The sequence below is a fragment of the Burkholderia sp. AW49-1 genome, from assembly GCF_053427845.1.
On sequence record NZ_JBSAXF010000036.1, the window covers coordinates 25,798 to 48,829 of the forward strand.

At 67.2% G+C, this 23,032-nt stretch carries 23 protein-coding genes; 10 read left to right on the forward strand and 13 right to left on the reverse strand.

Annotation, left to right across the window (positions count from 1 at the left end):
- Positions 1-53 precede the first annotated feature (53 nt).
- Positions 54-659, reverse strand: a complete 606-nt coding sequence (locus ACV22W_RS30030; protein ID WP_448023041.1) for a CDP-alcohol phosphatidyltransferase family protein — start codon at positions 657-659, stop codon at positions 54-56.
- A gap of 85 nt (positions 660-744) precedes the next feature.
- On the opposite strand from ACV22W_RS30030, the gene ACV22W_RS30035 reads away from it, so the two are divergent.
- From ACV22W_RS30035 to ACV22W_RS30045, 3 genes are read left to right on the forward strand one after another with little or no spacing between them, the layout of a single operon-like run.
- Entirely contained in the window at positions 745-1,116 is a 372-nt protein-coding gene (locus tag ACV22W_RS30035; RefSeq protein ID WP_448023042.1) for a hypothetical protein, read from the forward strand.
- Entirely contained in the window at positions 1,113-1,745 is a 633-nt protein-coding gene (locus ACV22W_RS30040; protein ID WP_321851001.1) for a lysophospholipid acyltransferase family protein, read from the forward strand. Before ACV22W_RS30035 ends, ACV22W_RS30040 begins: the two co-directional genes overlap by 4 nt.
- 36 nt (positions 1,746-1,781) lie before the next feature.
- Positions 1,782-2,711 carry a phosphatidate cytidylyltransferase gene (locus ACV22W_RS30045; protein WP_448023043.1) on the forward strand — a complete coding sequence of 310 codons (930 nt, stop codon included), beginning with the start codon at positions 1,782-1,784 and terminating at the stop codon, positions 2,709-2,711.
- Positions 2,712-2,892: 181 nt separating this feature from the next.
- Here the strand turns inward: ACV22W_RS30045 and ACV22W_RS30050 are convergent, their stop codons facing one another.
- The 4 genes from ACV22W_RS30050 to ACV22W_RS30065 all read right to left on the reverse strand — a co-directional run bounded on the left by ACV22W_RS30050 (position 2,893) and on the right by ACV22W_RS30065 (position 8,050).
- Positions 2,893-4,722 carry a methyl-accepting chemotaxis protein gene (locus tag ACV22W_RS30050; protein ID WP_448023044.1) on the reverse strand — a complete coding sequence of 610 codons (1,830 nt, stop codon included), beginning with the start codon at positions 4,720-4,722 and terminating at the stop codon, positions 2,893-2,895.
- Between the two features lie 317 nt (positions 4,723-5,039).
- A complete protein-coding gene (locus ACV22W_RS30055; protein WP_448023045.1) occupies positions 5,040-5,351 on the reverse strand; it encodes an AtuA-related protein in 312 nt (103 codons plus the stop codon).
- A complete protein-coding gene (locus ACV22W_RS30060; RefSeq protein WP_448023046.1) occupies positions 5,351-6,712 on the reverse strand; it encodes an acyclic terpene utilization AtuA family protein in 1,362 nt (453 codons plus the stop codon). The genes ACV22W_RS30055 and ACV22W_RS30060 overlap by 1 nt, the downstream gene beginning before the upstream one ends.
- Positions 6,713-6,751: 39 nt before the next feature.
- Complete coding sequence (locus tag ACV22W_RS30065; protein WP_448023047.1) at positions 6,752-8,050, reverse strand: CitMHS family transporter; 1,299 nt, start codon at positions 8,048-8,050, stop codon at positions 6,752-6,754.
- A 97-nt stretch (positions 8,051-8,147) separates the two neighbouring features.
- On the opposite strand from ACV22W_RS30065, the gene ACV22W_RS30070 reads away from it, so the two are divergent.
- Positions 8,148-9,044 (forward strand): LysR family transcriptional regulator, encoded by an 897-nt coding sequence (locus tag ACV22W_RS30070; RefSeq protein ID WP_448023048.1) that lies wholly within the window; start codon positions 8,148-8,150, stop codon positions 9,042-9,044.
- A 40-nt stretch (positions 9,045-9,084) separates the two neighbouring features.
- Here ACV22W_RS30070 and ACV22W_RS30075 read toward each other — a convergent pair whose 3' ends face one another.
- Complete coding sequence (locus ACV22W_RS30075; RefSeq protein WP_448023049.1) at positions 9,085-9,678, reverse strand: flavin reductase family protein; 594 nt, start codon at positions 9,676-9,678, stop codon at positions 9,085-9,087.
- Positions 9,679-9,690: 12 nt separating this feature from the next.
- Here ACV22W_RS30075 and ACV22W_RS30080 point away from each other — a divergent pair, with 12 nt between their 5' ends.
- The 3 genes from ACV22W_RS30080 to ACV22W_RS30090 all read left to right on the forward strand — a co-directional run bounded on the left by ACV22W_RS30080 (position 9,691) and on the right by ACV22W_RS30090 (position 12,894).
- Positions 9,691-9,957, forward strand: a complete 267-nt coding sequence (locus ACV22W_RS30080) for a hypothetical protein (protein ID WP_448023050.1) — start codon at positions 9,691-9,693, stop codon at positions 9,955-9,957.
- A gap of 140 nt (positions 9,958-10,097) precedes the next feature.
- A complete protein-coding gene (locus tag ACV22W_RS30085; protein ID WP_448023051.1) occupies positions 10,098-11,258 on the forward strand; it encodes a porin in 1,161 nt (386 codons plus the stop codon).
- Positions 11,259-11,679: 421 nt separating this feature from the next.
- The gene (locus ACV22W_RS30090) at positions 11,680-12,894 is read left to right on the forward strand and encodes a transglycosylase SLT domain-containing protein (protein WP_448023052.1); all 1,215 of its coding nucleotides are present in this window, start codon (positions 11,680-11,682) and stop codon (positions 12,892-12,894) included.
- A gap of 21 nt (positions 12,895-12,915) precedes the next feature.
- On the opposite strand, the gene ACV22W_RS30095 is transcribed toward ACV22W_RS30090, so the two are convergent.
- Together ACV22W_RS30095 and ACV22W_RS30100 are read right to left on the reverse strand one after the other, a co-directional pair.
- Positions 12,916-13,251, reverse strand: a complete 336-nt coding sequence (locus ACV22W_RS30095) for a hypothetical protein (protein ID WP_448023053.1) — start codon at positions 13,249-13,251, stop codon at positions 12,916-12,918.
- A 277-nt stretch (positions 13,252-13,528) separates the two neighbouring features.
- Positions 13,529-14,275 (reverse strand): MipA/OmpV family protein, encoded by a 747-nt coding sequence (locus tag ACV22W_RS30100; RefSeq protein WP_448023054.1) that lies wholly within the window; start codon positions 14,273-14,275, stop codon positions 13,529-13,531.
- 245 nt (positions 14,276-14,520) lie between these two features.
- Here ACV22W_RS30100 and ACV22W_RS30105 point away from each other — a divergent pair, with 245 nt between their 5' ends.
- On the forward strand, positions 14,521-15,249 hold the full coding sequence (locus ACV22W_RS30105) for a response regulator (protein WP_448023055.1): 729 nt from the start codon (positions 14,521-14,523) through the stop codon (positions 15,247-15,249).
- Positions 15,250-16,620: an ATP-binding protein gene (locus ACV22W_RS30110; RefSeq protein ID WP_448023056.1), complete on the forward strand. Its 1,371-nt coding sequence runs from the start codon at positions 15,250-15,252 to the stop codon at positions 16,618-16,620.
- A 26-nt stretch (positions 16,621-16,646) separates the two neighbouring features.
- On the opposite strand, the gene ACV22W_RS30115 is transcribed toward ACV22W_RS30110, so the two are convergent.
- The 4 genes from ACV22W_RS30115 to ACV22W_RS30130 all read right to left on the reverse strand — a co-directional run bounded on the left by ACV22W_RS30115 (position 16,647) and on the right by ACV22W_RS30130 (position 21,503).
- Positions 16,647-17,090 (reverse strand): nuclear transport factor 2 family protein, encoded by a 444-nt coding sequence (locus ACV22W_RS30115; protein WP_448023062.1) that lies wholly within the window; start codon positions 17,088-17,090, stop codon positions 16,647-16,649.
- 85 nt (positions 17,091-17,175) lie between these two features.
- Entirely contained in the window at positions 17,176-18,156 is a 981-nt protein-coding gene (locus ACV22W_RS30120; RefSeq protein WP_448023057.1) for an NADPH:quinone oxidoreductase family protein, read from the reverse strand.
- Between the two features lie 129 nt (positions 18,157-18,285).
- Positions 18,286-20,115 carry an acyl-CoA dehydrogenase gene (locus ACV22W_RS30125; RefSeq protein WP_448023058.1) on the reverse strand — a complete coding sequence of 610 codons (1,830 nt, stop codon included), beginning with the start codon at positions 20,113-20,115 and terminating at the stop codon, positions 18,286-18,288.
- A 998-nt stretch (positions 20,116-21,113) separates the two neighbouring features.
- Positions 21,114-21,503 carry a hypothetical protein gene (locus ACV22W_RS30130; RefSeq protein WP_448023059.1) on the reverse strand — a complete coding sequence of 130 codons (390 nt, stop codon included), beginning with the start codon at positions 21,501-21,503 and terminating at the stop codon, positions 21,114-21,116.
- A gap of 31 nt (positions 21,504-21,534) precedes the next feature.
- Here ACV22W_RS30130 and ACV22W_RS30135 point away from each other — a divergent pair, with 31 nt between their 5' ends.
- Complete coding sequence (locus ACV22W_RS30135) at positions 21,535-21,834, forward strand: EamA family transporter (protein WP_448023060.1); 300 nt, start codon at positions 21,535-21,537, stop codon at positions 21,832-21,834.
- Positions 21,835-22,202: 368 nt separating this feature from the next.
- On the opposite strand, the gene ACV22W_RS30140 is transcribed toward ACV22W_RS30135, so the two are convergent.
- A partial coding sequence (locus ACV22W_RS30140; RefSeq protein ID WP_448023061.1) for a YadA family autotransporter adhesin occupies positions 22,203-23,032 on the reverse strand: 830 nt, incomplete at its 5' end.

A 23,032-nucleotide genomic window follows, 5' to 3' on the forward strand; every position in this document is an offset into this window, starting at 1 on the left:
TCGTTATTCGAATCATGCGGCGCCGCCCTCCGGCGCCGGTCCCACTACCGCCGTCAGCCGCCCGCTTCGGCGATCCCGGCCTGCACGCGCCGCACCACCGTCACGATCGACAGCACGATCAGCACGCGCCACAGCCATGCGGCGACGCTGCCGACCGGCAGACCGAAGCCGATCCACAGCGCGAACGCGCCGAGCACGAGCGCGCGGTCGCTCTTGCCGAACGGGCCGTCGTAGCGGCGCGTCGCGCCGGCGAGCGGGCCGATCAGCCCCGCGCATTCGACGATGACCGCCGTCAGCGCGAACAGCCAGACGTCCGCCGCGGCGAACGCCGAAATCGCGAGGAACGGCAGCACGAGCGCGACGTCGGACACAATGTCGCCAAGCTCGTTCAGGTACGCGCCGAGCGTGCTCTTCTGCCCGTGCTCGCGGGCGAGCATGCCGTCGATCGCGTTGAGCGCCATCCGCACGAAAAGCCAGATCGGAATGAGCAGGAACAGCACGCGGGCGAACACGCCGAGCCCCGCGAGCGCGCCGACGACGATCGAGCCGCCGGCCGCGAACAGCGTGACCTGGTTGGCGGTGACGCCGCGTTCGGCAAGCGAATCCGCGAACGGACGCAGACGATTCTGAAATTTCGGTTTGAGTGCGTAGAGGCTCATCGTTTTATTGGTTCTTCACGTTCGGACACGTTTTCGGCTGCCCCGCCCCGGGCGGCGCCCCCCCGTCGACGGAGACTTTCGACAGGTGGTCGCCATCGTCGCCGAGCGGCCCCGACGCGTCAAGCCACGCCCCGCGCCGGCCGCGCCGGGCAATCTGGCGTTTTCGATGGAAACTCGCGATAATCCGCTGGCCCGCGAGCGCAGCAATTCATTCGAACTGTGCCGGGCGCTCGTGCAACAGCCGATTATCACGCCGTCGAACGGCGAATTCGCCGCGACGCAACACCCGCCGGCGCATCGTCCGATTATCGCGGCCCTGCGACAGGCAGCCACGAATTTGAAAAAACTTGAACAATGGCCGTCCGGCGCGCATCCTGCCGCGCCGGCATTCCGGGATTCCGCCCGCCGCGCATGCGCGGCCGCGCGGGCATGCATGCAGGAGGCGCCGCGCCGATGAACATCCTGAACGTCTGGCAGCGCGATTTCCTGCTGTCGATCGTGCGGCTCGTCGCCGGTGCGTATCCGGTCTGGCATCAGGCGCCGCCTTCCCCGACGCAGAAGATCTACTTCTCGAACCATACGAGCCACATCGACACGCTCGCGATCCTCGCCGCGCTGCCGCGCGACGTGCGCGCGGTCGTGCGGCCCGTCGCCGCGCGCGACTACTGGGACAGCAGCAACATGAAGCGTCACATCGCGCAGAAGCTGCTGAACGTCGTGCTGATCGACCGCCACCGCGAAAGCGGCGGCGACCCGTTGGACCCGGTGCGCGACGCACTGCGGCAAGGCCACTCGATCATCATCTTTCCGGAAGGCACGCGCGGCGCCGAAGTCTTGCCGCAGCCGTTCAAGAGCGGCCTGTTCCATCTCGCGACCGAGTTTCCGGAGGTCGCGCTCGCGCCGGTCTATCTCGAGAACCTGCAGCGCATCATGCCGAAGGGCGCGATCTGGCCCGTGCCGCTGATCTGCAAGGTGCACTTCGGCGCGAACGATGCGCTCGGTGCCGGCGAAGACAAGCCGACCTTCCTCGCCCGCATGCGCGACGCGATCGTCGCGCTCGCGCCGCCGCAGCGGCCGGCCGGCTGAACGCGGCGCCCCCCTCTCCCTTTTCCGGACCTCTCCATGCGAACTCTCTTCTGGGAACTGGTCGCTGGCGTCACCGGCGTGCTGGTGCTCGCGACCGTGATCGGCGCGATCCTCGGCGCGCGCAGCGGCGGCACCAGCGCGACGATCGTCAACCTGAACCAGCGCATCCGCGCGTGGTGGGCGATGATCGCGATCATGGTCATCGCGATCAGCCTCGGCAACAACGTCACGTATCTGGTGTTCGCGCTGCTGTCGTACCTGACGCTGCGCGAATTCATCACGCTCACGCCGACGACCCCAAGCGACCACACGACGCTCTTCATCGCATTCTTCGTCGCGATTCCGGTGCAGTACCTGCTGCTCGGGATCAACTGGTACGGCATGTATTCGATCTTCGTTCCGGTGCACCTGTTCTTCGCGATGTCGCTGGTGTCGGCGCTCACGCAGGACACGCGCGAATTCCTGAGTCGCAATGCGAAGATCAACTGGGCGCTGATGGTCTGCGTGTACGGGTTGAGCCATGCGCCGGCCGTGCTGATCCTCGACATCCCGCGCTACGCCGGGCAGAACGCGCTGCTGCTGTTCTTCTTCCTGTTCGTCGTGCAGATCAGCGACGTGCTGCAGTACGTGGTCGGCAAGCTGTGCGGTCGCCGCAAGATCGCGCCGCGCCTGTCGCCGTCGAAGACGGTCGAGGGCTTCGTCGGCGGCGGCCTGCTCGCGACCCTGTGCGGCGCGTCGCTGTATCGCGTGACGCCGTTCAGCTTCGCCGCGGCATTCGGGATCTCGCTCGCGATCGTGATCGCGGGCTTCGTCGGCGGCCTGGTGCTGTCGGCCGTGAAGCGCTCGCTCGGCACCAAGGACTGGGGCTCGATGGTCGCGGGCCACGGCGGGATGCTCGATCGCGTCGACTCGATCTGCTTCGCGGCGCCGGTGTTCTTCCACCTCGTGCGCTACGTGTACGTGTGATACCGGGATGGCGGGACGGCGCGACGCCGTCCGGTCCCGATTACCGCACGCTCGATCTGACGCACAACGTCGTCGACGACGGCGTGCGGTTCAACGTCGTGCAAATCGCTCGGCAGCAAGCGGCGCCTCGCCCGCGAACCGGTCACGCTGCGCGACCTGACCCGGCCCTGCGTGCGCCGCATCATGCCGGTGCCGTATCGGCCGTTTGCGGACGCGCGAGCTTGAATTCGCCGACCGTTTGCGCGAGCTGCGCCGCCTGCTCGCGCAACAGCGCCGCGGCCGCGGCGGACTCCTCGACGAGCGCCGCGTTCTGCTGCGTCGAGTGATCGAGTTGCGAAACCGCCTGATTCACCTGCGCGAGGCCGGTGCTCTGCTCGTTCGCCGCGACCGACATTTCCGCGATCACGCTCGTGATGCCGCGCACGCCCTCGACGATCTCGTCCATCGTCGCGCCCGCCGTGTGCACGAGCCCCGACCCGCCCTCGATCTTGTCGACGGACGCCTGGATCAGCTGCTTGATTTCCTTGGCCGCCTGCGCGCTGCGTTGCGCGAGCGTGCGCACCTCGCCCGCGACGACCGCGAAGCCGCGCCCGTGCTCGTTCGCGCGCGCCGCCTCGACGGCCGCATTCAACGCGAGAATGTTGGTCTGGAACGCGATGCCGTCGATCACGCCGATGATGTTCGAGATCTCGTTCGAGGCCGCCGTGATCTCGCCCATCGTCGCGACCACCTGGCTCACCACCTCGCCGCCGCGCATCGCGACGCCTGACGCGGATTCCGCGAGCCGGTTCACCTGCGTCGCCGCATCGGCCGAGTTGCGCGCCGTGCCGGCAATCTCCTCGAGCGCCGCCGCGGTCTCCTGCAGGCTCGACGCCGCATGCTCGGTGCGGCTCGACAGATCCTGGTTGCCCTGTGCGATCTCCGCGCTCGCCACGCTCACCGATTCACTGAACCCGCGAATCTGAAGCAGGATCGCCGAAATCTTTTCCGCAAACACATTGAACGCGCGTGCGATCTGCGCAGCCTCGTCGTTGCCGTCCGCCCGCAGCCGTTTCGTCAGGTCACCGCTGCCGCTCGCGACGTCGGTCAGTGCATCGCGCACCAGCAGCACGCGCTTGAATGCCGCATTCGTCAGCGCGCCGACGAGCGCGGCCGCGATACAGGCCACGATGACGATGGCCACGAGCGTCGTCGTCGCGACCGCGCGCATGCCTGCCGTCACGTCGGACCGGTCGAGCGCCATCACGAGCGACCAGTCCGTGCCGGCGATCGGTTGCGCGCGCAGCAGCTTGGTCACGCCGTCCACCGCGATCGCCACCGGCTCGCTCGCACGCTGCAGGCTGGCGAGACGATCAGGCGTCAGCTCCGGCGACAGCTGCACGGCCGGCTTCATGATCAGGTCGGTCTTCGCGCCCGCGATGAGGCGCCCGCCGCGGTCGACGAGAAACGCGAAACTCGCCGGTGTCGGGTGCATCGACGCGACGATCGCGCTCGCGCGTTCCATGTAGAGACTCGCCGCCAGCACGCCCTTCAGCGCGCCGCCGCGCATGATCGGCACCGCGAATGCAAAAGCCGGCTTGCCGGTCGATGCGTCCTGGTACAGCGCGGTGACGACGAGCCGGCCGGCCTCGACCGCCTGCTTGTACCACGGACGCGCGGTCGGATCGTAACCGGACGCGAGCGGGATGTTCGAGAACGCCGTGCGGTCCGGCAGGCCGAGCGTCAGCACCTGGAACCCGCCCGACTTGCCGAGCAGCGTCAGGGCCGGCAGCGGATCGCCTTCGCCGATCGCCAGTGTATCCGCGAGTGCCTGGGTCTGCTGCGCGCGGCTCGCGACCCACTCGTCGAGTGCCAGCGCATGGCCGGCGAGGACCGAACGCAGGTTCTGGTCGATGGTTTCGTCGTTGTGTTGCTTGACGACCTCGTACACCAGCCCGCCCGTGACGGCGAGGGCCGTCACGACGATGGCGACGCAGGTTGCCACGATCCGGGCACGAATTGATGACAGCATGATGACGGCGATCTCCGGTTGCGCGTTGTTATCGAACAGTCAAATGAGTACGCAAACGGGTTTAACGACCGGTCGAGAGGCAACTTGAGGTTCGACTGGTCAGACCGCTCAAAAAAAAACGGAAGGCCCCCGGCAGCAGCCTGGCGGATCGATATCGCCGAGGGCTCAACGCGCCGGCGGAATGGGAGCCATTGCAGGCGCACGCGTCGACCACGCGCATCGCCGTCGCGACCTGCCGATTCCGTGAGCGCGAACGTGACGGTGAGCGAGCGGCCTGGTGACAGCGCACACCGTCGCGACGTCACGCCGTCACGCCGTCACGCCGGATCGGGCAAGTCGATCGCCAGCAACGCCGAGCTGACCGACTTGCCGTGCGCGTCGAGCGCGAGCGAGCGCGTGACGCCCCCGCCGAGCGCATCGCGCAGCACGAAGTTGAACGCGGCAAGCGCCGGCAGCTCGTAGCGCACCACATCGCCGTGCACGATGCCCGCGAGCCATGCCTTCACCGCCGGCGCATCGAGATGCGCGCGCAGGTATTCGTAGTGACGCGGATCGCGGCAGATGACCGATACGTTCAGCGTATTGCCCTTGTCGCCGGTGCGCGCATGCGCCAGTTCACGCAGTTGCATCATGCCTCCACGAATGAAAACGACGGCGTTACGTCCGTGCGCGGCAGCAGCACCGACTGCACCGCGATCACCTCGCGCGTCGACTTGAACGCGCCGCCACCGCCGGCCGGGCCGTTCGTATAAAGCGTCTCGACTTCGTTGCCGATCCGCGCGGCCTCGGCGGCGCTCGCCGCACGACCGGCCACCCGCACGCGGACTTCGGCCGGTTCGCCACGCACGGCAGGCGTCGCGTCGCCGTACAGCGAATCCACGCCGATCAGGTCGAAGCGCAATTCCGTCGCCGCCACGCCGGTCATCGCGAGCCGCTCGCGGACGATGTCGAGCGCGAGCCGCGCGCGCGCCAGCGCACCCGGCCCCCCGTACGAGATCTGCCCTTCGCCGATATGGCCGTCGACATACGCGACCGACACCTTCAGCGTGTCGGTGCGCGCGCTGCCGCGCCCGCCCGTCACGCGCACGCGGTCCGGCGCCTCCTCCGCGACGGCCACGCGCGTGAAATCCGCGACGACGTCGGGCTGCAGATAGCGCGCCGGGTCGTGAATCTCGTACAGCAGCTGTTCCTTGCAGGTCGCCGCGCTCACGCGGCCGCCCGCGTGCGGCACCTTGGTGATCACCGCCGAGCCGTCGGCCGCGACCTCGCCGATCGGGAATCCGAGCCGCGCGAGATTCGGCACGTCCTTGTAGCCGGGGTCGGCGAAATAGCCGCCCGTCACCTGCCCCGCGCATTCGAGCAGATGGCCGACGACCGTCGCGGCCCCGAGCGTGTCCCAGTCGTCCATTCGCCAGCCGAACGCGTGGATCAGCGGCGCGGCGAACAGCGACGGATCGGCGACGCGCCCGGTCAGCACGACGTCCGCGCCGGCCGCGAGCGCGTCGACGATCGGCGCGGCGCCGAGATACGCGTTCGCGGACACGATGCGGTCGCGATACGCGGCGACCTCGTCGCCCGACTCCTCGAAGCGAAACGTGCCGCGCAGCACGACGTCGAGCACGTCGTCGCCTTCGATCGCCGCGACCTTCAGCCCCGCGAGGCCGAGCGACTGCGCGATCTGCGCGGTGCGCCGCGCGGCCGCGCGCGGGTTCGCCGCGCCCATGTTCGACACGATCCGCACGCCCCTGGCCGCGGCCGCCGGCAGCACCGCATGCATGCGCGCGTCGAGCAGCGGATCGTAGCCGAGCGACGGATCCTTGCGCCGCGCCTGCTGGGCGATCGCGATCGTGCGCTCGGCCAGGCATTCGAAGACGAGATAGTCGAGCCGCCCGTGCTCGGCCAGTTCGATCGCGGGCTCGATCCGGTCGCCCGAATAGCCGGCGCCCGCGCCGATGCGTACGCGCCGTTCGTCTGATGGCTTTGCTGTCATGTCGATACCGTGGTCCGGCGCTCGCGCGCCGGGAAAAAATCAGAAAACGCCCAGCACGACGCACGCGATCGTCATCACGATCGAGGCGCCGAACAGCAGCGGGAACGTGAATTTCTGGTGCTCGGCCAGCTCGATCCCGCACAGGCCGACGACGAGGAACGTCGCGGGCGTCAGCGGGCTGACCGGAAACCCGGTCGTCATCTGGCCGAGCAGCGCGGCCTGCCCCACATGCACGGCCGGCACGCCGAACTGGCCGGCCACTTCCGCGATCACGGGCAGCACGCCGAAGTAGAACGAATCGGGATCGAACAGCATGCTGAGCGGCATCGACGCGAGGCCGAGCGCGACCGGGATGTGGCCGGCCATCGACGGCGGCACGAAGCCGACCGTCGCCTGCGCCATCGCCTTCAGCATCCCGCTGCCCTGCATGATGCCGGTGAACACACCGGCCGCGAGCAGGATGCCGGCCATCATCAGCGCCGCGCGCGCATGCGCATCGATGCGCTTCCTCTGCATGTCGACGTCCGGGTAGTTCACCATCAGCGCGACGCACAGGCCCACCATGAACATGATCGCCGGCGGGATCTTCTCGCCCATCACGACCATCGTGCCGAGCACGACGAGCGTCAGCACCAGGTTGAACCAGAACAGATGCGGCCGGCGCAGTGCCTGCTCGTCGGGCGTCAGGTTGCGTGTCGGCAGCGGAATCGACGCATCGTCGCGCGACAGGCCGAGCCGCTTCTCCTCGCGCCGCCCGAGCCAGTACGCGACGCCGAACACGAACACGAGCCCGATCGCCTGCACTGGAATCAGCGGATTGAACAGCGCCGACACCGGCAGGTGCAGCGACGCCGACGCGCGGATCATCGGCCCCGTCCACGGCAGGAAATTGATCCCCGCGGCCATCGACACGGCGGCGGCCAGCACGCGCCGGTCCATCTTCAGGCGGTCGTACAGCGGCAGCACCGCGGGAATCGTCACGAGAAAGCAGACAGCGCCCGAGCCGTCGAGATGGATCAGCAGCGCGAGCAGCGTCGTGCCCATCACGATCCGCGTGGGCCGCGTGCCGACCGCGCGCAGGATGCGGTCGATGATCGGGTCGAGCATGCCGGCATCGGTGATCGTCCCGAAATAGAGGATCGCGAACACGAACATCCCGACCACGGGCGCGAGGCCCTTCAGCCCGTCGATCACGAATTTGCTGGTATGCAGCCCGAAGCCGCCGATGAGCGATGCCGCGATCGGCACGATGATCAGCGCCACGAGCGGCGACATGCGTCTGGACAGAATCGCGGCCAGCAGCACGACGATCGTGCCCAGCCCGAGTAACGGCAGCATCGGTGTCTCCTACCTTGTCTTTTGTTGGAGACGAGCGTAAGGTCGGCGCAGCGATAGCACAATTGAAATGATTTGATCGCAGCAATCACGAACCATTATGGATCTGAACCTTCGCGACATTCGCGCGTTCGTCACCGTCGCGCACGCCGGCACCTTCACGCGCGCCGCCGCGCGGCTGCATCTGTCGCAGCCGGCGCTGACCGTGCAGATCCGGCGACTCGAGGAAATCGTCGGCGCGCGGCTGTTCGACCGCAACAGCCGCAGCGTCGCGCTCACGCAGACCGGGCACGAACTGCTGCCGCTGCTGCAGCGCTCGCTCGACGACATGGAGCGCGTGCTGCGCGATGCGCGTGCGCTCGGCGAAGGCGCGAGCGGCACGGTGCGGCTCGCGTGCCTGCCGACGTTTGCGTCGAGCATGCTGCCGGAGTTGATCCAGTCGTTCCGGCGCGACGTGCCGCGCGCGGGTTTCGACATTCGCGACGGCGTCGCGAGCCTCGTCACCGCGCTGGTGCGCAACGAGGAAGCCGATCTCGGGCTGACGGGCGGCGATGCGTTCGACGCGTCGCTGGACGTGCTGTACACGGGCGCCGACCGGCTCGTCGCCGTGTGCCCGAAGGATCATCCGCTCGCGCGCAAGCGGCGCGTGCGCACCGCGGACGTCGCCGCCGTGCCGCTCGTGCTGACCGCGCAGGGCACGAGCGTGCGCGGCGTCGTCGATGCCGCGCTGGAGGCAGCCGGCTGCACGCCCGACATCGCGTGCGAACCGACCTACATGATGACGGCCGTCGCGATGGTGCGCGGCGGCCTCGGCGTGACGATCCTGCCGGCGACCGCGCGCGAGGTGCGCGCCGAACCCGACCTCGTCGCGAAGCCGATCGACGATCCCGCGTTCGTGCGACCGATCGCGCTCGTCGCGAAGCGCGGGCGCACGCTGTCGCGCGTTGCGCAGGCGTTCGCCGACGCGATGCTGGCGGAACTGAAAAAGCGCGCGTGAGCCGCGCGCCCTCGACGACGGCCGGCCGCCGGCCGAACGCTTATTGCGGGTCCGGCAGGCCCCGATCGACGTGCAGTGATTCGCCGATCGCATAGAAGTTGCCGCCCGCGATGTAGTGCAGGCTGCGCAGCGCCGGATCGGCCGATTCGAAATACCAGTGGCCGTCGCGGAACACGCGCGTGTCGGACCACGCGCCGACCACCTCGCCGATGAACAGGTCGTAGGTCTGCTGGTTGTGCGGCTCGGGAATCAGCTTGCATGCGAGCCAGCCCGAACAGCCGGCGACGAACGGCAGGTCGTGACCTTCGACGTCGAACAGCGTGACGCCCGCCTCGCGCAGCTTGTCCGGCCGCTCCGCGAGACTGTGGCTGCCGACCGCATGCGTGAGCTGCAACTGCGCAGCCGTCGGCACCTGGATGACGAAGGTGCCGCTGCGCTCGACGAGCTCGCGCGTCTTCGCCGACTTGTCGAGCACGACCGTCAGCTTCGGCGGCAGGAAGTCGAGCGCGCAGGCCCACGCGGCGGCCATCACGTTGTCGACGCCGTCGTGACGGGCCGACACGAGCACGGTCGGCCCGTGGTTGAGAAGACGGTAGGCTTTCTTCAGCTCCACCGGAGCGATGTGACTGTCCATGCGGGTTCCCTGATGAGCGGCACGACGCGTGCCGGCCGAAGGCCGCATTCTCGCACCCTGCGCCAATCGCCGCTGACGGCGAGCGCGCCGCGCGCAATAACACACCGTGCCCGCATCGCGCGCTTCAATTCATTAAATAATCAATTGATGAATCGACGACGAATGCGTCGCCATCGAAATTCGCCTGAAAATCGTGCGGAATTATCACGAATCCGGCAATACGCCGATCGCAAGATCGTGAAATTCAAATCGATTGATGCACGATTCTCAATAATGTGAATCTCTCAATGGACCTTGCCGCAGCATGCATCTGTCTGCTTTAGGTCACATCGGAGAATTTCGTTTTTGCCGTTCGTCGGCGGCTCGGTAGTCTCCTGCCAATCCGCTTCAAGAAAGCAAGTCAATCGCCAGGAGATGAAATGAAACGCACGACCCTCTCGCTGATTTCGCTCGCATCGTTCGCGGCGATGCCCGCCGCGCATGCACAGTCGAGCGTCACGCTGTACGGCGTGATCGACACGTCGATCACGTACGTGAATCACGCGCAGGGCAAGGACAATGCATGGATGCTCGGCAACAGCAGCGCGGGCAATCTCGCCGGCAGCCGCTGGGGCGTGAAGGGCACCGAGGATCTCGGCGGCGGGCTGAAAGCGCTGTTCCAGATCGAGAACGGCTTCGACCCGAGCAACGGCCGGCAGGGCCAAGGCAACCGCCTGTTCGGCCGGCAAGCGTTCGTCGGCCTGGCGAGCGACCGCTACGGCACGCTCACGTTCGGCCGCCAGTACGATCCGCTCGTCGACCTCGTGCAGGGCATCACCGCCGACAACTATCTCGGCAGCGTGTTCGCGACGCCCGGCGACGTCGACAACTACGACAACAGCTTCCGCGTCGACAATGCGGTGAAGTACACGTCGGCCGTGTATTCGGGCCTGCAGTTCTCGGCGATGTACTCGTTCGGCGGCATCGCCGGCAGCACCGGCGCCGCGCAGTCGTATTCGGCTGCCGTGTCGTACAACAACGGGCCGTTCAGCGTCGCGGGCGGCTACTTCCATGCGACCAACGGCCCCGCGTCGAACGGGCTGCGCGACGGCTGGACCAGCTCGTCGGACGGCACCTTCGACGGCCCGATCAACACCGGCTATGCGAGCGCGCACTCGATCGGCATCGCCCGCATCGCGGGCCAGTACGTCGCCGGCCCGTTCACCTTCGGCCTCGGCTACAGCAACGCGCAGTACCGCCGCGACGCGAGCTCGGTGTTCAACTCGAACGAGCACTACAACACCGGCCAGGGCTTCGTGAACTACCAGGCGACCAATGCGCTGCTCGTCGGCGTCGGCTACAGCTATACGCGCTCAGGTGGCGATACGTCGGCGACCTATCACCAGGTGTCGGCCGGCGCGGACTACAACCTGTCGAAGCGCACCGACGTGTACCTGACCGCCGCGTATCAGCACGCGAGCGGCCGGACGGGCGACGGCAACGGCGGGTCGATGGCCGCGCAGGCGTCGATCGGCTCGTACGGCTATGCGGGCACGAGTTCGCAGACGATGGTCAACCTCGGCCTGCGCCACCGCTTCTGATCGACGCCGGCCGGTTGCGCGCGGCATGGCGCGGCTGGTCGATCGGTACCGGATTCGGCAATCGGGGATTCATCGACACGGCGGCTGCGGCCGCCGTCGTCGTTTTCTGCGGCCCGCGCACTGCCTGATGCCCCGCTCGTCATCCGCTTCGCCGCGCCATCCAATGCGGCCTTCGCGGCGCATCTGACGCGCGGCGTCAGTATTGCAACCCCGAGCGGCTGCCGGCAGGCGCGCGATTGCAGTCTTTTTTACCGATTCCGTCCTGTTGCGCGTCGATACCGGCGATAACGACAATGCGCGGCACATGCGCCGGCAAATGCAAAGGAAAGTTTGACGCGAGCCATTTGACTGCGCGCTATGGCACACTTCGCGTCTGCGTAATTTCCTTGCACCGGGCGGCCGGATTCCGCCCCATCCTGCCATGCCGCGTCAGACTGCCCGTTCGATGAACCTCGCCACGCCGAAGATCGCCGCGACGATCGCGCTGTCGTGCGCGCTGCACGGGTTCGCGCACGCCGACTGCCTCGACGACGCGGCCACGTTCCAGAAAGTGAGCGTGAGCCTGCTGCGCGGCATCGCGCAGGTCGAATCGGGAATGAACCCGAACGCCGTCAACACCAACACGAACGGCACCGTCGACATCGGGCTGATGCAGATCAACAGCACCTGGCTGCCGACGCTCGCGCGCGAAGGCATCTCGCGGGAAAGCCTGTTCGATGCGTGCACCAACGCGTACGTCGGCGCGTGGATCCTGTCGCAGAACATCCGCCAGCTCGGCGCCAACTGGAACGCGATCGGCGCGTACAACTCCGCGTCGCCCGACAAGCGCCTCGCGTATGCGCGCAAGGTCTATGATGCAATCCGGACCATGCCGGATTCGCCGGATACTCCCATGCCCATCCTGCCACCCTCTTTCACGCCGCCGCAGCAGGTGCAGGCGTACAACCCGTTCGCCAGCCTGAGCGTGTCGGCGCCGCCGGCCGCGCGTGCCCGCACGCTCGCGCCGGCCGCCCCGCCGCCGCAGCCGCAAGGCGGGCCCGCCGGCCCGGCCGGCACGTACAACTTCGGCTGGACGGTCACGGGTGCCGACCAGGCCAAGCCGACCCAGGTGTTCGACGACGGCGCGCGAATCTACGTGCAATTCAGCGACATGAAGCACGTGCCGGCGATCTTCACCGAGACGTCGTCGGGCCGCGTGCTGATGTCGTGGGAGCTGCAGTTTCCGTATGCCGTTCTGACGCGTCCCGCGCAAACGTTAATCTTCCAGCTCGGGCCGTTCGAGGCGCGCGCGCAGCGCGGCGCGGCGGGCGCGACCGCGCAGACTGGGGCGGGAGCGGGAACGCCGCGTTCGGGAGGGACGGCGCCGACGGTGAAGCGCACCGCCGATGCGTCGGCCAAGCGCACCACATCGTCCGACGCGCTCTGGTATATCGATACGGCATCGACGTCGGGTTCGGCAACGACCTCGAGTACGGCAAATACCTCGACGGCATCGACCACGTCGCAGCCCCCCGCGACCTGGCCCACCGCAGTGACGTCGAACACGCCGCCCCCCGTCGCGACACCTCAGGCGCCGGCTGCGGCGAAACCGGCCGCGCGCGTCAGCACCGACGCGCTCTGGTACATCTCGAAGTAACGCACGCGCCGGCCCGCCGCGTCACCCGCGCCGCACCCAGATCACCCTGCCGTCGCGAATGCCGAGGTCGCGGCGCTCCGCGCGGTAGTCCATCGTGCCCGGCAACGACCGGCCGTCGCGCTCGAGCACGCGCCACAGGCAGCCGTCGAGCAGCGCGGCCGCCTCGGCCTCGGTCTTGCCGATCAGCGCATCGTCCGGCGCAGCGTCCGCCTTGCACGCCGCCACGGCGTCCGACGACGCCGGATTCATTACCGCGCCGCCAGCGGTGGAGTTCGGGTGCTTCGTGTTCATGTCCGCACATCCTGCAAAGGTTGCGCTCGCAACGAGTGCCACGAGCATCGCGATCGTTTTCTTCATCGGTTTCTCCCTGTCGCGGCCCGGCCGTTCATGCGACGCATGATGTGAGCCACCGGGCATTGCGTGCGTCATCGATTCCGCGCGCGGCACGAGCCGCATCCCGGCAGATGCAGGCCAGCGAACGGCGGCACTGCGCGACGCGGTCAAGCCACTTCGGCTTACCTGTGTCGCTGGCCCGGCGTCGCGCGGACCCGCGTGCATGTTACCGCACGCGATCCGCAGCAACCGTGACAGCGGCGCCGGCATCCCGCATGCGCGATGCGTGCCGGCGTCCCGTTCAGAACTTGTACGTCGCGCCGGCCATTCCATAGTAGTTGCTGCGCGTCTGCACGATCGGGCTGTCGCCATAACGCCCGAGCAGGCGCGTGAAGCCGCCGGTCGCGCGTACCGACCAGTGCCGCGACACGTCCCAGTTCCATGCGAGCGACAGCGTCGCGCTGTCGACCCCGCCGCTCGTCGAATACGGCCTGAACCCGCTCGTCAGCGACTGCGCGTCTGTCACGCCGTAGAACGTCTGCATGTAGCGTCCCGTGCCGGCGTGCACGCTGCCCGTCGCGACGAACGAATGCCGTCCGGTCTCGAACAGGGGCACCGCGAGATCGACATGGCCGGACAAGCCGCGCGACGTATGCGTGACGGGCGCGTCGACCGCGATACTCAGTTCGCCGCCATCCAGCAGCTTCACGCCGGCGCGCAAGCCGACGAGCACCGATCCCGGAACCCGGCCCATACCCTTCAGGTGGTCAGAGCCCGACAGACCGAAGCGGTCTTCGTCGGCACGGCCCGCGTCGTAGCCCACCGCAGCCGACACGAACGCACCGTTGGGCAGGTTCAGGCGATAGCCGGCGCCGGCGCTGGTATCGATGAAAAAGCCATTGCCGAACATCGCGGAAAACGACGGCCCGACGACCGCGCGATACTGGTTGCTTCCCTGGTAGCGCGGTGCGAAGCCGCCACCGAGCGATATCGCGTACTGGTTTTCGGCGTGAGCCATGGCGGCAAGCGTGAGACCGGCAAGCGGCATGCAATGGCGCAAGGAGCGGAGGGATGGGCGCACGATATCTGGACAAGAGTGAAGGAGCTCGAAGTCTAGGTTCGGCCGTTCGGCGCGACTGTCCGGAATCTGCGGAAAATGTGTGCTCAATTGTGTTCGAGTGTTCCCGATTGTCGTGCGTCGCACCGAGCCTTCGGAACGGCGGATAGAATTCGCGTGACGCGCGCCGTGCCGCCTGCAGCGCGACGGACGACGCGTGCATTTCGAGGAGACCCATGAACGACAATCCGCTCAAACATCGCGTGCTGCTGATCGAGGATGACGACCGTCTCGCGCGTCTCGTGCGCGAATACCTCGACGGCTACGAGTTCGAGGTGACGGTCGTGCGCCGAGGCGATCTCGCGGTCGCCGCGGTACGCGAACACCTGCCCGCGCTCGTGATACTCGACCTGATGCTGCCGCATCTCGACGGGATGGAAGTCTGCCGGCGCATGCGCGCGTTCACCAACGTTCCCGTGCTGATCCTCACCGCGCGCGCCGACGTCTACGACCAGGTCGCCGGTCTCGAAATCGGCGCCGACGACTACGTGACGAAGCCGATCGAGCCGCGTGTGCTCGTGGCGCGTGCCCGCGCACTGTTGCGTCGCGCGCAGCCCGCGGCATCGGACCCGCACGCCGACATGCCGGCGCACGAGCTCGTGTTCGGCGAACTGGCGATTTCACCGCCGAACCGCACGGTCACGTGGCGCGGCGAACTCGTCGACCTGAAAACCACCGAGTTCAATCTGCTGCTGATCCTCGCCCGCTCGGCCGGCACGGTGCTCAGTCGCGACGCGATCCTGAAGCAGCTGCGCGGGATCGAATTCGACGGAATCGACCGCTCGGTCGACTCGGGCATCTCGAAGCTGCGTCGACGCTTCGAGGACGCTTCGTCGGAGCCGCAACGGATCAAGACGATCTGGGGCCGCGGCTACCTCTTCAGCCCTTCTGCGTGGGATGACTGAATGCTGCGCTCGTTGATCAAGCTGTACCTCATCGTGATCCTGTGCTGTGCCGCATCGATCGTATTCATTCAATGGTCGTTCAACAGAATTTTCTACGAGCGCGTCGCACAGGCGCAGCGCAACGCGCTGACCACGTACGCGTTCGTGCTGAACGACTACCTCGAACGTCATCCAGGCGCGAAGCGCTCCCTCGCGCTGCGCGAGCTCGCGCAGCACGGCAACGAGCGATTCGGTTTCGTGACGATGGACTACGCTCGCGCGCAGCTAAGCGGCGCGCCGCTGCGTGATCTGGACGCCGGCCGGATCGCGATCAGTTACGACCGCAGGAACTACTACATGCCGCTCGCGGACGGCTCGGTCCTGCATGCCCGCCCGATCGCACCGGCCGACCTCGACATCCAGATCTACGCATACGGAATGACCGCACTCGCCGCGCTGTTCGCCGTCGCGCTGTGGATCTCGTATCACTGGCGCGACCTGCGCAAGCTGCAGGCCGCCGCGCATGCGTTCGGCGCGGGCAACCTGTCGACGCGCGTGAAGCTGTCCGGGCGATCGAACATCTACGAGCTGTCGCAGCAGTTCAACGACATGGCCGAGCGGATCGAGGCGTCGATCAAGCAGCAGCGCGAAATGATGCACGGCATCTCGCACGAGTTGAAGACGCCGCTCGCGCGTCTCGAATTCGGCCTCGCGCTGCTCGCCGACTCCGACGACAGCGACCGGATGCGCGAACGCCGCGACGAACTGCGACGCGACGTGCGCGAACTCGACGATCTCGTGACCGAGCTGCTGACGATCGGGCGGCTCGAACAAGGCGCAAGCGAGCTCGCGCCGATGGACGTCGTCGTCGATGCATTGATCGACAGCGTGGCCGGCAACGTCGCGAACGACGTCGCCGACCGCGGCCTCACGCTCGGCGTGTCGACGGCCGGCGCCCCGGCCACGCACGTGTGCGATCCGAAGCTCGTCGCACGTGCGCTGCTGAACCTGATCCGCAACGGCGCACGTTATGCGTCGCACACGGTCGTGCTGTCCGCGACGCACGATGCGTCCGGCGCGCTGGTGTTGAGCGTCGACGACGACGGTCCCGGCATTCCGGTCGCCGAACGCGCGCGCGTGTTCGAACCGTTCCAGCGGCTCGACTCGAGCCGCGACCGGCAGACCGGCGGGTTCGGGCTCGGGCTCGCGATCGTGCGGCGCGTCGCGCTCGTGCACGGCGGCGACGTGCTGCTCGAGGATTCGCCGCTCGGCGGCGCACGCTTCGTGATTTCGCTGCCGCCGCGGGCGTTGCCGGACTTCCTCGGCGACGCACCGGAGAGCACGACACGCGGCCGGGCCGGCCGCGCATCGTCGATTTCACTGAGTCAATGAATGCAGGCGGGGCGTCGCCGCCCCCCTCACCCGCCGGTCCTGAATGCCGGCAGTTGCTGCCCGAGCCGCGCGCCCATTTCCGCGCCGAGCGCCTGCAGCGCATTGAACGGACGGATCATCACCTCGAATTCGACGATCCGTCCGTCGGCGTCGAAGCGGATCATGTCGATCCCCTTCAGCCGCTTGTCGCCGATCGTCGCGCTGAATTCCAGCACGACGCTCGTGCCGTCGTCGTCGGCGAACGTGCGGTGATATTCGAAGTTCTCGAGGATCGTGAGCACCGTGCGCAGCGCGAGCAACAGCGCGGGCGCCGGCCCGTATGGCTTGAACGCCATCGGCGAACGGAACACGGCGTCCGGATGGACGATCGTGTCGAGCTCGCTGAAATCCTTGCGGGCGAGCATCGCGTGCCACGCAGCAAGCGAGGTCGCGACGGCGGGTTGCAGATTCGACAGGGGTTGCATGGTCAGCGACTCCGGTAACGTGACACGAAAGAACCTCGATCGAAGGCGGCGCCCGGTCGGGCCACCGCCGCGTGAATCGGCACCGGCGTGATCACGCGTCCGGCAGGATCACGACCTTGCCCTTGACCTGCCGGTTCGCCATGCGCGCAATTGCGTCGGCCGCACCCGCGAGCGGCACGCGCTCGGTGATCGCGGGCCGTACCTTGCCGGCCGCGAACCATTGCGCCAGCTGGCGCATGTTCGCCGCATGCTGCGTGGGGTCGCGCCGCACCGCGTCGCCCCAGAACACGCCCAGGATGTCGCGTTCCTTGAGCAGTGCAAGGTTCAGCGCGATCTTCGGAATTTCGCCGGCGGCGAAACCGACCACGAGGAACCGGCCGCGCCACGCGGTCGCGCGCAGCGCGGCCTCGCTGTACGCGCCGCCGACCGGATCGTAGACGACGTCCGCGCCGCGTCCGCCGGTCAGTTCGTCGACGCGGCGCCGCAGATCCTCGGTCGCATAGTCGATCGTATCGTCGGCGCCGGCTTCGCGGCACAGCGCCAGTTTGTCCGCGCTCGACGCGGCCGCGATCACGCGCGCGCCCAGCGCCTTCGCGATCTCGATCGCGGCGAGCCCGACACCGCCGGCCGCGCCCAGCACCAGCAGCGTCTCGCCCTGCTGCAGGCGCGCGCGCTGCTGCAGCGCATGCAGCGACGTGCCGTAGGCCAGCACAAGCGCCGCGCCCTGCTCGAACGTCATCCCCGGCGGCAGCGCGGCGATCTGGTGCACGTCGGCCACGCACTGCTCGGCGAAGCCGCCGTGGCCGGTGAACGCGACCACCTCGTCGCCCGGCCGCCACGCGCTCACGCCGTCGCCGACCGCGTCGATCACGCCGGCGAATTCGGCGCCGGGCGAGAACGGCAGTGCCGGCTTCACCTGATACAGCCCCTGGACGATCAGCGCATCGGGGAAATTGAGCGACGCCGCCTTCACGCGGATCCGCACCTGACCGACGGCCGGCTCGGGAATCGCGACGTCCTCGATACGCAAGCGGTCGATCGGGCCGAATGCGGTACACAACAGGGCTTTCATGCTCTCCATTCTCCTTGCGCGACGTCACCGCGCATCGATACGGCAGCGGGCCGTCCGGGCCGCGCGACTGGCGCGCGGCGCAGGCCAGGCGGCCCGCCCCGCGACACCGTCATCCGTGTGGCGCGACGCTCAGAACCACGCGTCGCGCATGTCGAGCGTCGTCGTATCGACGTTCGACAGCAGGTCGATCTGCGCATCCACCTTCGGCAGCTCCCAGCGAAAGAAGTACCGCGCGGCGGCTCGCTTGCCGTCGTGGAAATCGTCATCGCGGCCGTGCGCGGCGAGCGTCACGTCGAGCCACAGCCACGCGACGACGAGATGGCCGAACGCCTCCAGATAGACGCTCGCATTCGCAAGCCGCACCTGCGGATCGCCGAGCGCGGCCAGTGCGCGTGTGACTTCGACGAGCCGCGCCCAGCGCGGCGCCAGCGCGTCGGCATGCGCACGTGCGTCGCCATCCGCCGCCCGCGCGCGTTCGACCGTCGCGTCGATGCGCGCATCGAGCGCACGCAGCAGCGCGCCGTCGTCCTGACCCACCTTGCGGCCCAGCAGGTCGAGCGCCTGGATGCCGTGCGTGCCTTCGTGGATCGGGTTCAGGCGATTGTCGCGATAGAACCGCTCGACCGGATAGTCGCGCGTGTAGCCATAGCCGCCATGCACCTGGATCGCGAGATCGTTGGCCGTGAGACACCACTGCGACGGCCAGCTTTTCGCGATCGGCGTCAGGATGTCGAGCAGTCGCGCGGCCTCGGCGCGCACCGCCGCATCGCCGTGCGCGCGCGCTTCGTCGACGAGCCGCGCGCAGTACAGGATCAGCGCGAGGCCGCCTTCGACGTACGCCTTCTGCGCAAGCAGCATGCGCCGCACGTCCGGGTGCGCGACGATCGGCGCCTGCGGCGCCGCCGCGTCCTTGCCGGCCGGTCCGAGCGGACGCCCCTGCGGCCGGTTGCGCGCGTAGTCGAGCGCATGCAGGTAACCGGTGTAGCCGAGCGCCACCGCACCCGCGCCGACACCAATGCGCGCCTCGTTCATCATGTGGAACATGTAAGCGAGGCCGTGATTGGGCTCGCCGACCAGATAGCCGATCGCACCGGCGCGCCCCTGCGGACGATGGCGCGTGCCTTCGCCGAAGTTCAGCAGGCAGTTGGTCGTGCCGCGATAGCCCATCTTGTGATTCAGGCCCGCAAGCACCACGTCGTTGTGCTCGCCGCGAGCGGTGCCGTCGTCGGCCGGCAGATACTTGGGGACGATGAACAGCGAGATGCCGCGCGTGCCGGGCAGCAGCCGCCCCTGCTCGTCGGGAATCTTCGCGAGCACGAGGTGAATGATGTTCTCCGCCAGTTCGTGCTCGCCACCCGAGATCCACATCTTGTTGCCGGTGATCCGGTAGCGCGGGCCGAGCGGCGATGCGCAGTCGAAGTCGGCACGCGTGACGATGTCCGACAGCGACGAACCGGCTTGCGGCTCGGACAGGCACATCGTGCCGAAGAAGCGCCCTTCCAGCTCGGGACGCGCGAACGCGTCGATCTGCGCGGGGCTGCCGTGCGCGAGCAGCAGGTTCGCGTTCGCGACGGTGAGGAACGGATACGCGGCGGTCGCGATGTTCGCTGCCTGGAAGAACAGGAACGATGCGGCTTCGACGAGTTTCGGCAGCCGCATCCCGCCGAATGCCTCGTCCTGGCCCGCGGCGATCAGGCCCGCGTCGGCGAAGGCCCGCACCGCCGGCTCGACCTCGGGAATCAGCGTCACGCGCTCGCCATCGAACCGCGGCTCCTCACGGTCGCCGCGCGCCGCGTGCGGCGCGAACAGGTCGGCCGCGATCCGCTCGCTGGTGTCGAGCACCGCATCGAACGTCTCGCGGCTGTGCTCCGCATAGCGCGGCAGCGCAGCGAGCGCATCCGCATCGAGCCAGTCGTACAGCAGAAACGCGAGATCGCGTCGCGACATCAGCAGGCTCATCGCGACGCCCTCCATGCGGCCCGCACGCCCCGCGTCGCCCGCGGGTGCTCGTGCATGGCCCGCTCTTGCGCGACCCGGTCTTCCGCGACCCGGTCTTCCGCGACCCGGTCGATCCACGGGCGCTTGATCGATGCATGCTCCATCACGTCTGTCTCCTGTCGGACGGCGCGACGGCGCGCCCGTTGGCGCCGGTTGCCGGAACCAGCTGATTGAGTCGGTGATTACAAATGCTGGCGGGAAATTTAGCACGGTCGTTCTAAAACGACAATGGCGAGTCGCCCCGACGGCGAACCTGGGCGATGACGGCATGTGAAGGCGAAGATCGGTCAATGCGGATCGATGAGCGCGTTCTCGTAATCGGCATTGGCGCGCTGCTCAGCGTAGCGGACGTTGTGCACGTACACCCGGCCCAGCCAACGCGCCCGCTGCCACCGTCAAGACCGCCCGGATACGAGTCCATCCGCCCATATTGGTCCCTTCGCATCACTCGTGTTTTACGGGGATGGTGGCGGATGGCGAGCGGGTCGCGTCGATAGCATGGGCGAACTCTCCGACCGTTAGAGAAGAGTCATGTAGGCGCCGGGAGTTGTCCGACGTTACCGACGTTGTTTTTCAATTCTCAACCGACACCGGAACAGAGACGTCGTTGACAGAAAAACCTACACCACACCTACACGGAAAGACGCACGACTGGACGAGAACTCTGAAACGAAGCCGAGTACTTGATTTGACTGGCCCGCCCTACACGATTCGAACGTGTGACCTACGGCTTAGAAGAACGGCCGGTCGAGAATTGACGGTGACGGAAGCGTAGTCGATTCAACGACTTACAGCGATAGCCATTCCTTAGTCGACTATGCTTTCGCACCCATTTTCGTCAAATTTCGAGCATCCCGGGCGCACTGTGGGCACACGCGTTGACAGTCGTCCGCGTCGGCGAATGTTCATCGGCCAGAACCGATGACGGCCGACTGACGGATGCCACTCGCACCGGCCGTTCAGCGTCGCTTTGAGCGAACGGTCGTTTCTGAGATTACTCCCGTCATTGAAACCCGCGTGAGATAACTGATGCGCAGACTACGAGCATCGTGCAGCGGCTGGAACTTGGGCTCCCGCATTTCAAAGCGGTGACGGTGAACCAGGTAGGGCGTTGTGTTGACCTCAACCGAGTTCACGTGATGGATCTTCACCGAATCACATTCGACCTCGAGCGCCGGTTCGCGGAAATCGTCGTCCCAGCGCGATGGCTTAGCAGGATGGGTGGACAGCATCTCCATACTGTCTTCGTCAGGCGCCGACTGTGTCGGCGTCTGTTGTGGTGGCGCCTTTTCCAGCACCGAATAATCGATTTCCCATCCGTCATCACTCCGGTGCCCAATGGCGACCATAATCTCGGCGTCTCTCGGCAGCGATGCGCGAGTGCTGATCGGCCTCGTGCTGGGACTCGGTCTGACGGGCACCGGGATCACTTACATTCTTTATTACTTCATCGTCGGACGGCTCAGGGCCGTGGCCGCGTCCAGCGTGACGTACATTCCGCCGGTCGTTGCGTTGCTGATGGGTTCGTGGCTCGCGCAGGAACCGACTGACGCAGTCGAACTGTTCGCGATGGGCGCAATCCTCGGTGGCGTGTTTCTGCTGCAACGTGGCAGGCAACCACGCGCGTCCGCGGCGCGCAGCCCGGCGAAGGCTACCGGTCAGGGCCGCCGTGTCGTATGAACGCTTTGATGACTTATCGTTCGGACGTCAATTCGACATCTCGACGGAAGTCCACGGGCGCGCGGTCGGCGTACGGATGCCAAATGCCATATGAAATAGACATCCGTGCTATCGGTGCTCAGCGCCCGATCGGCAAGTCCATCCAACTCATACCAGCGTAAACAAACACGTCTTCACGGGTAGGCCCGGTTAAGGCAGCGGCCCTCCGGCCGCTGCCCGTGATGGTACCCGTCCGTCGCTTCTTCACTGGCATTTCCGTGACTTTGTCACCTTATGAAATGCCTCCCCCACAAAATGACCGATAGGCCATATGAGGGGTTTGGAAGATCGGAACGGCTTGGGACGGACTGGGAAACCCAACCCGTGCGTTACCACTGGTACGATGCGCCCATGCCAACCGTGTTGCCGCCGCTGGCGAGGCCCACGCCAGCCTTCACCTTCAGGTTTTGCGTGATGCGAGCTTCACCGCCCAAGGCCATTGCCTGATAGCCCTTGTAGGACGCACCGCCGACTCCGAATGACAATGTCTTCCCTGGATCGACCCCCGGAATCATCGTCAGCGCGGTGGCTGCCGCGATACCCGAGTATGCGTTCCTGGACACGTCATTGATCTGCTCTTGCAAACCGCCGACCGCGCGGTCGAGTTGGCCCTTCGTCGCGCCATCGGTCGCGTTGATACCGTCCGCGATATTTACGAGGCGACGCTCACTGCCAGCTGCACCGAACGACACCGTGTTCGATTCCGTGGCCGTCGAGCCCTGGCCGATCGCGACCGACTTGACTGCGGCACCGGCGACACTCGAACCTTCGCCAATCGCGGTGCTGCTTTCCGCCGCAGCGCTCGCGCCCGAACCGATTGCCGTGCCGCCCGTTCCGCCGACGTTGGAGGTCGCACCGACCGCCGTGCTATTACTCGCGCCCGGGCTAATACTCGCGCCCGAACCGATCGCCACGTTGCCACGTCCATCGCTCGGATTCGGCGAAACGATGGTGCCGCCGTCGCCCCCCGAGCCGGCACCGCCTTGCTCAAGCAGAACAACCCGGTCACCCATGCTGCCGATACGGTCGCTCAGCTCGGACAATTGCCCGAAGTTAACGGCGTCGTACTGGTTCACACCGTTCGCGACGTTCGTCAGCACCACCGGTGCCGCCACCGAGCCGCCGAGCGTCACCTTTCCCTTCGTCGCATCGTCATAGT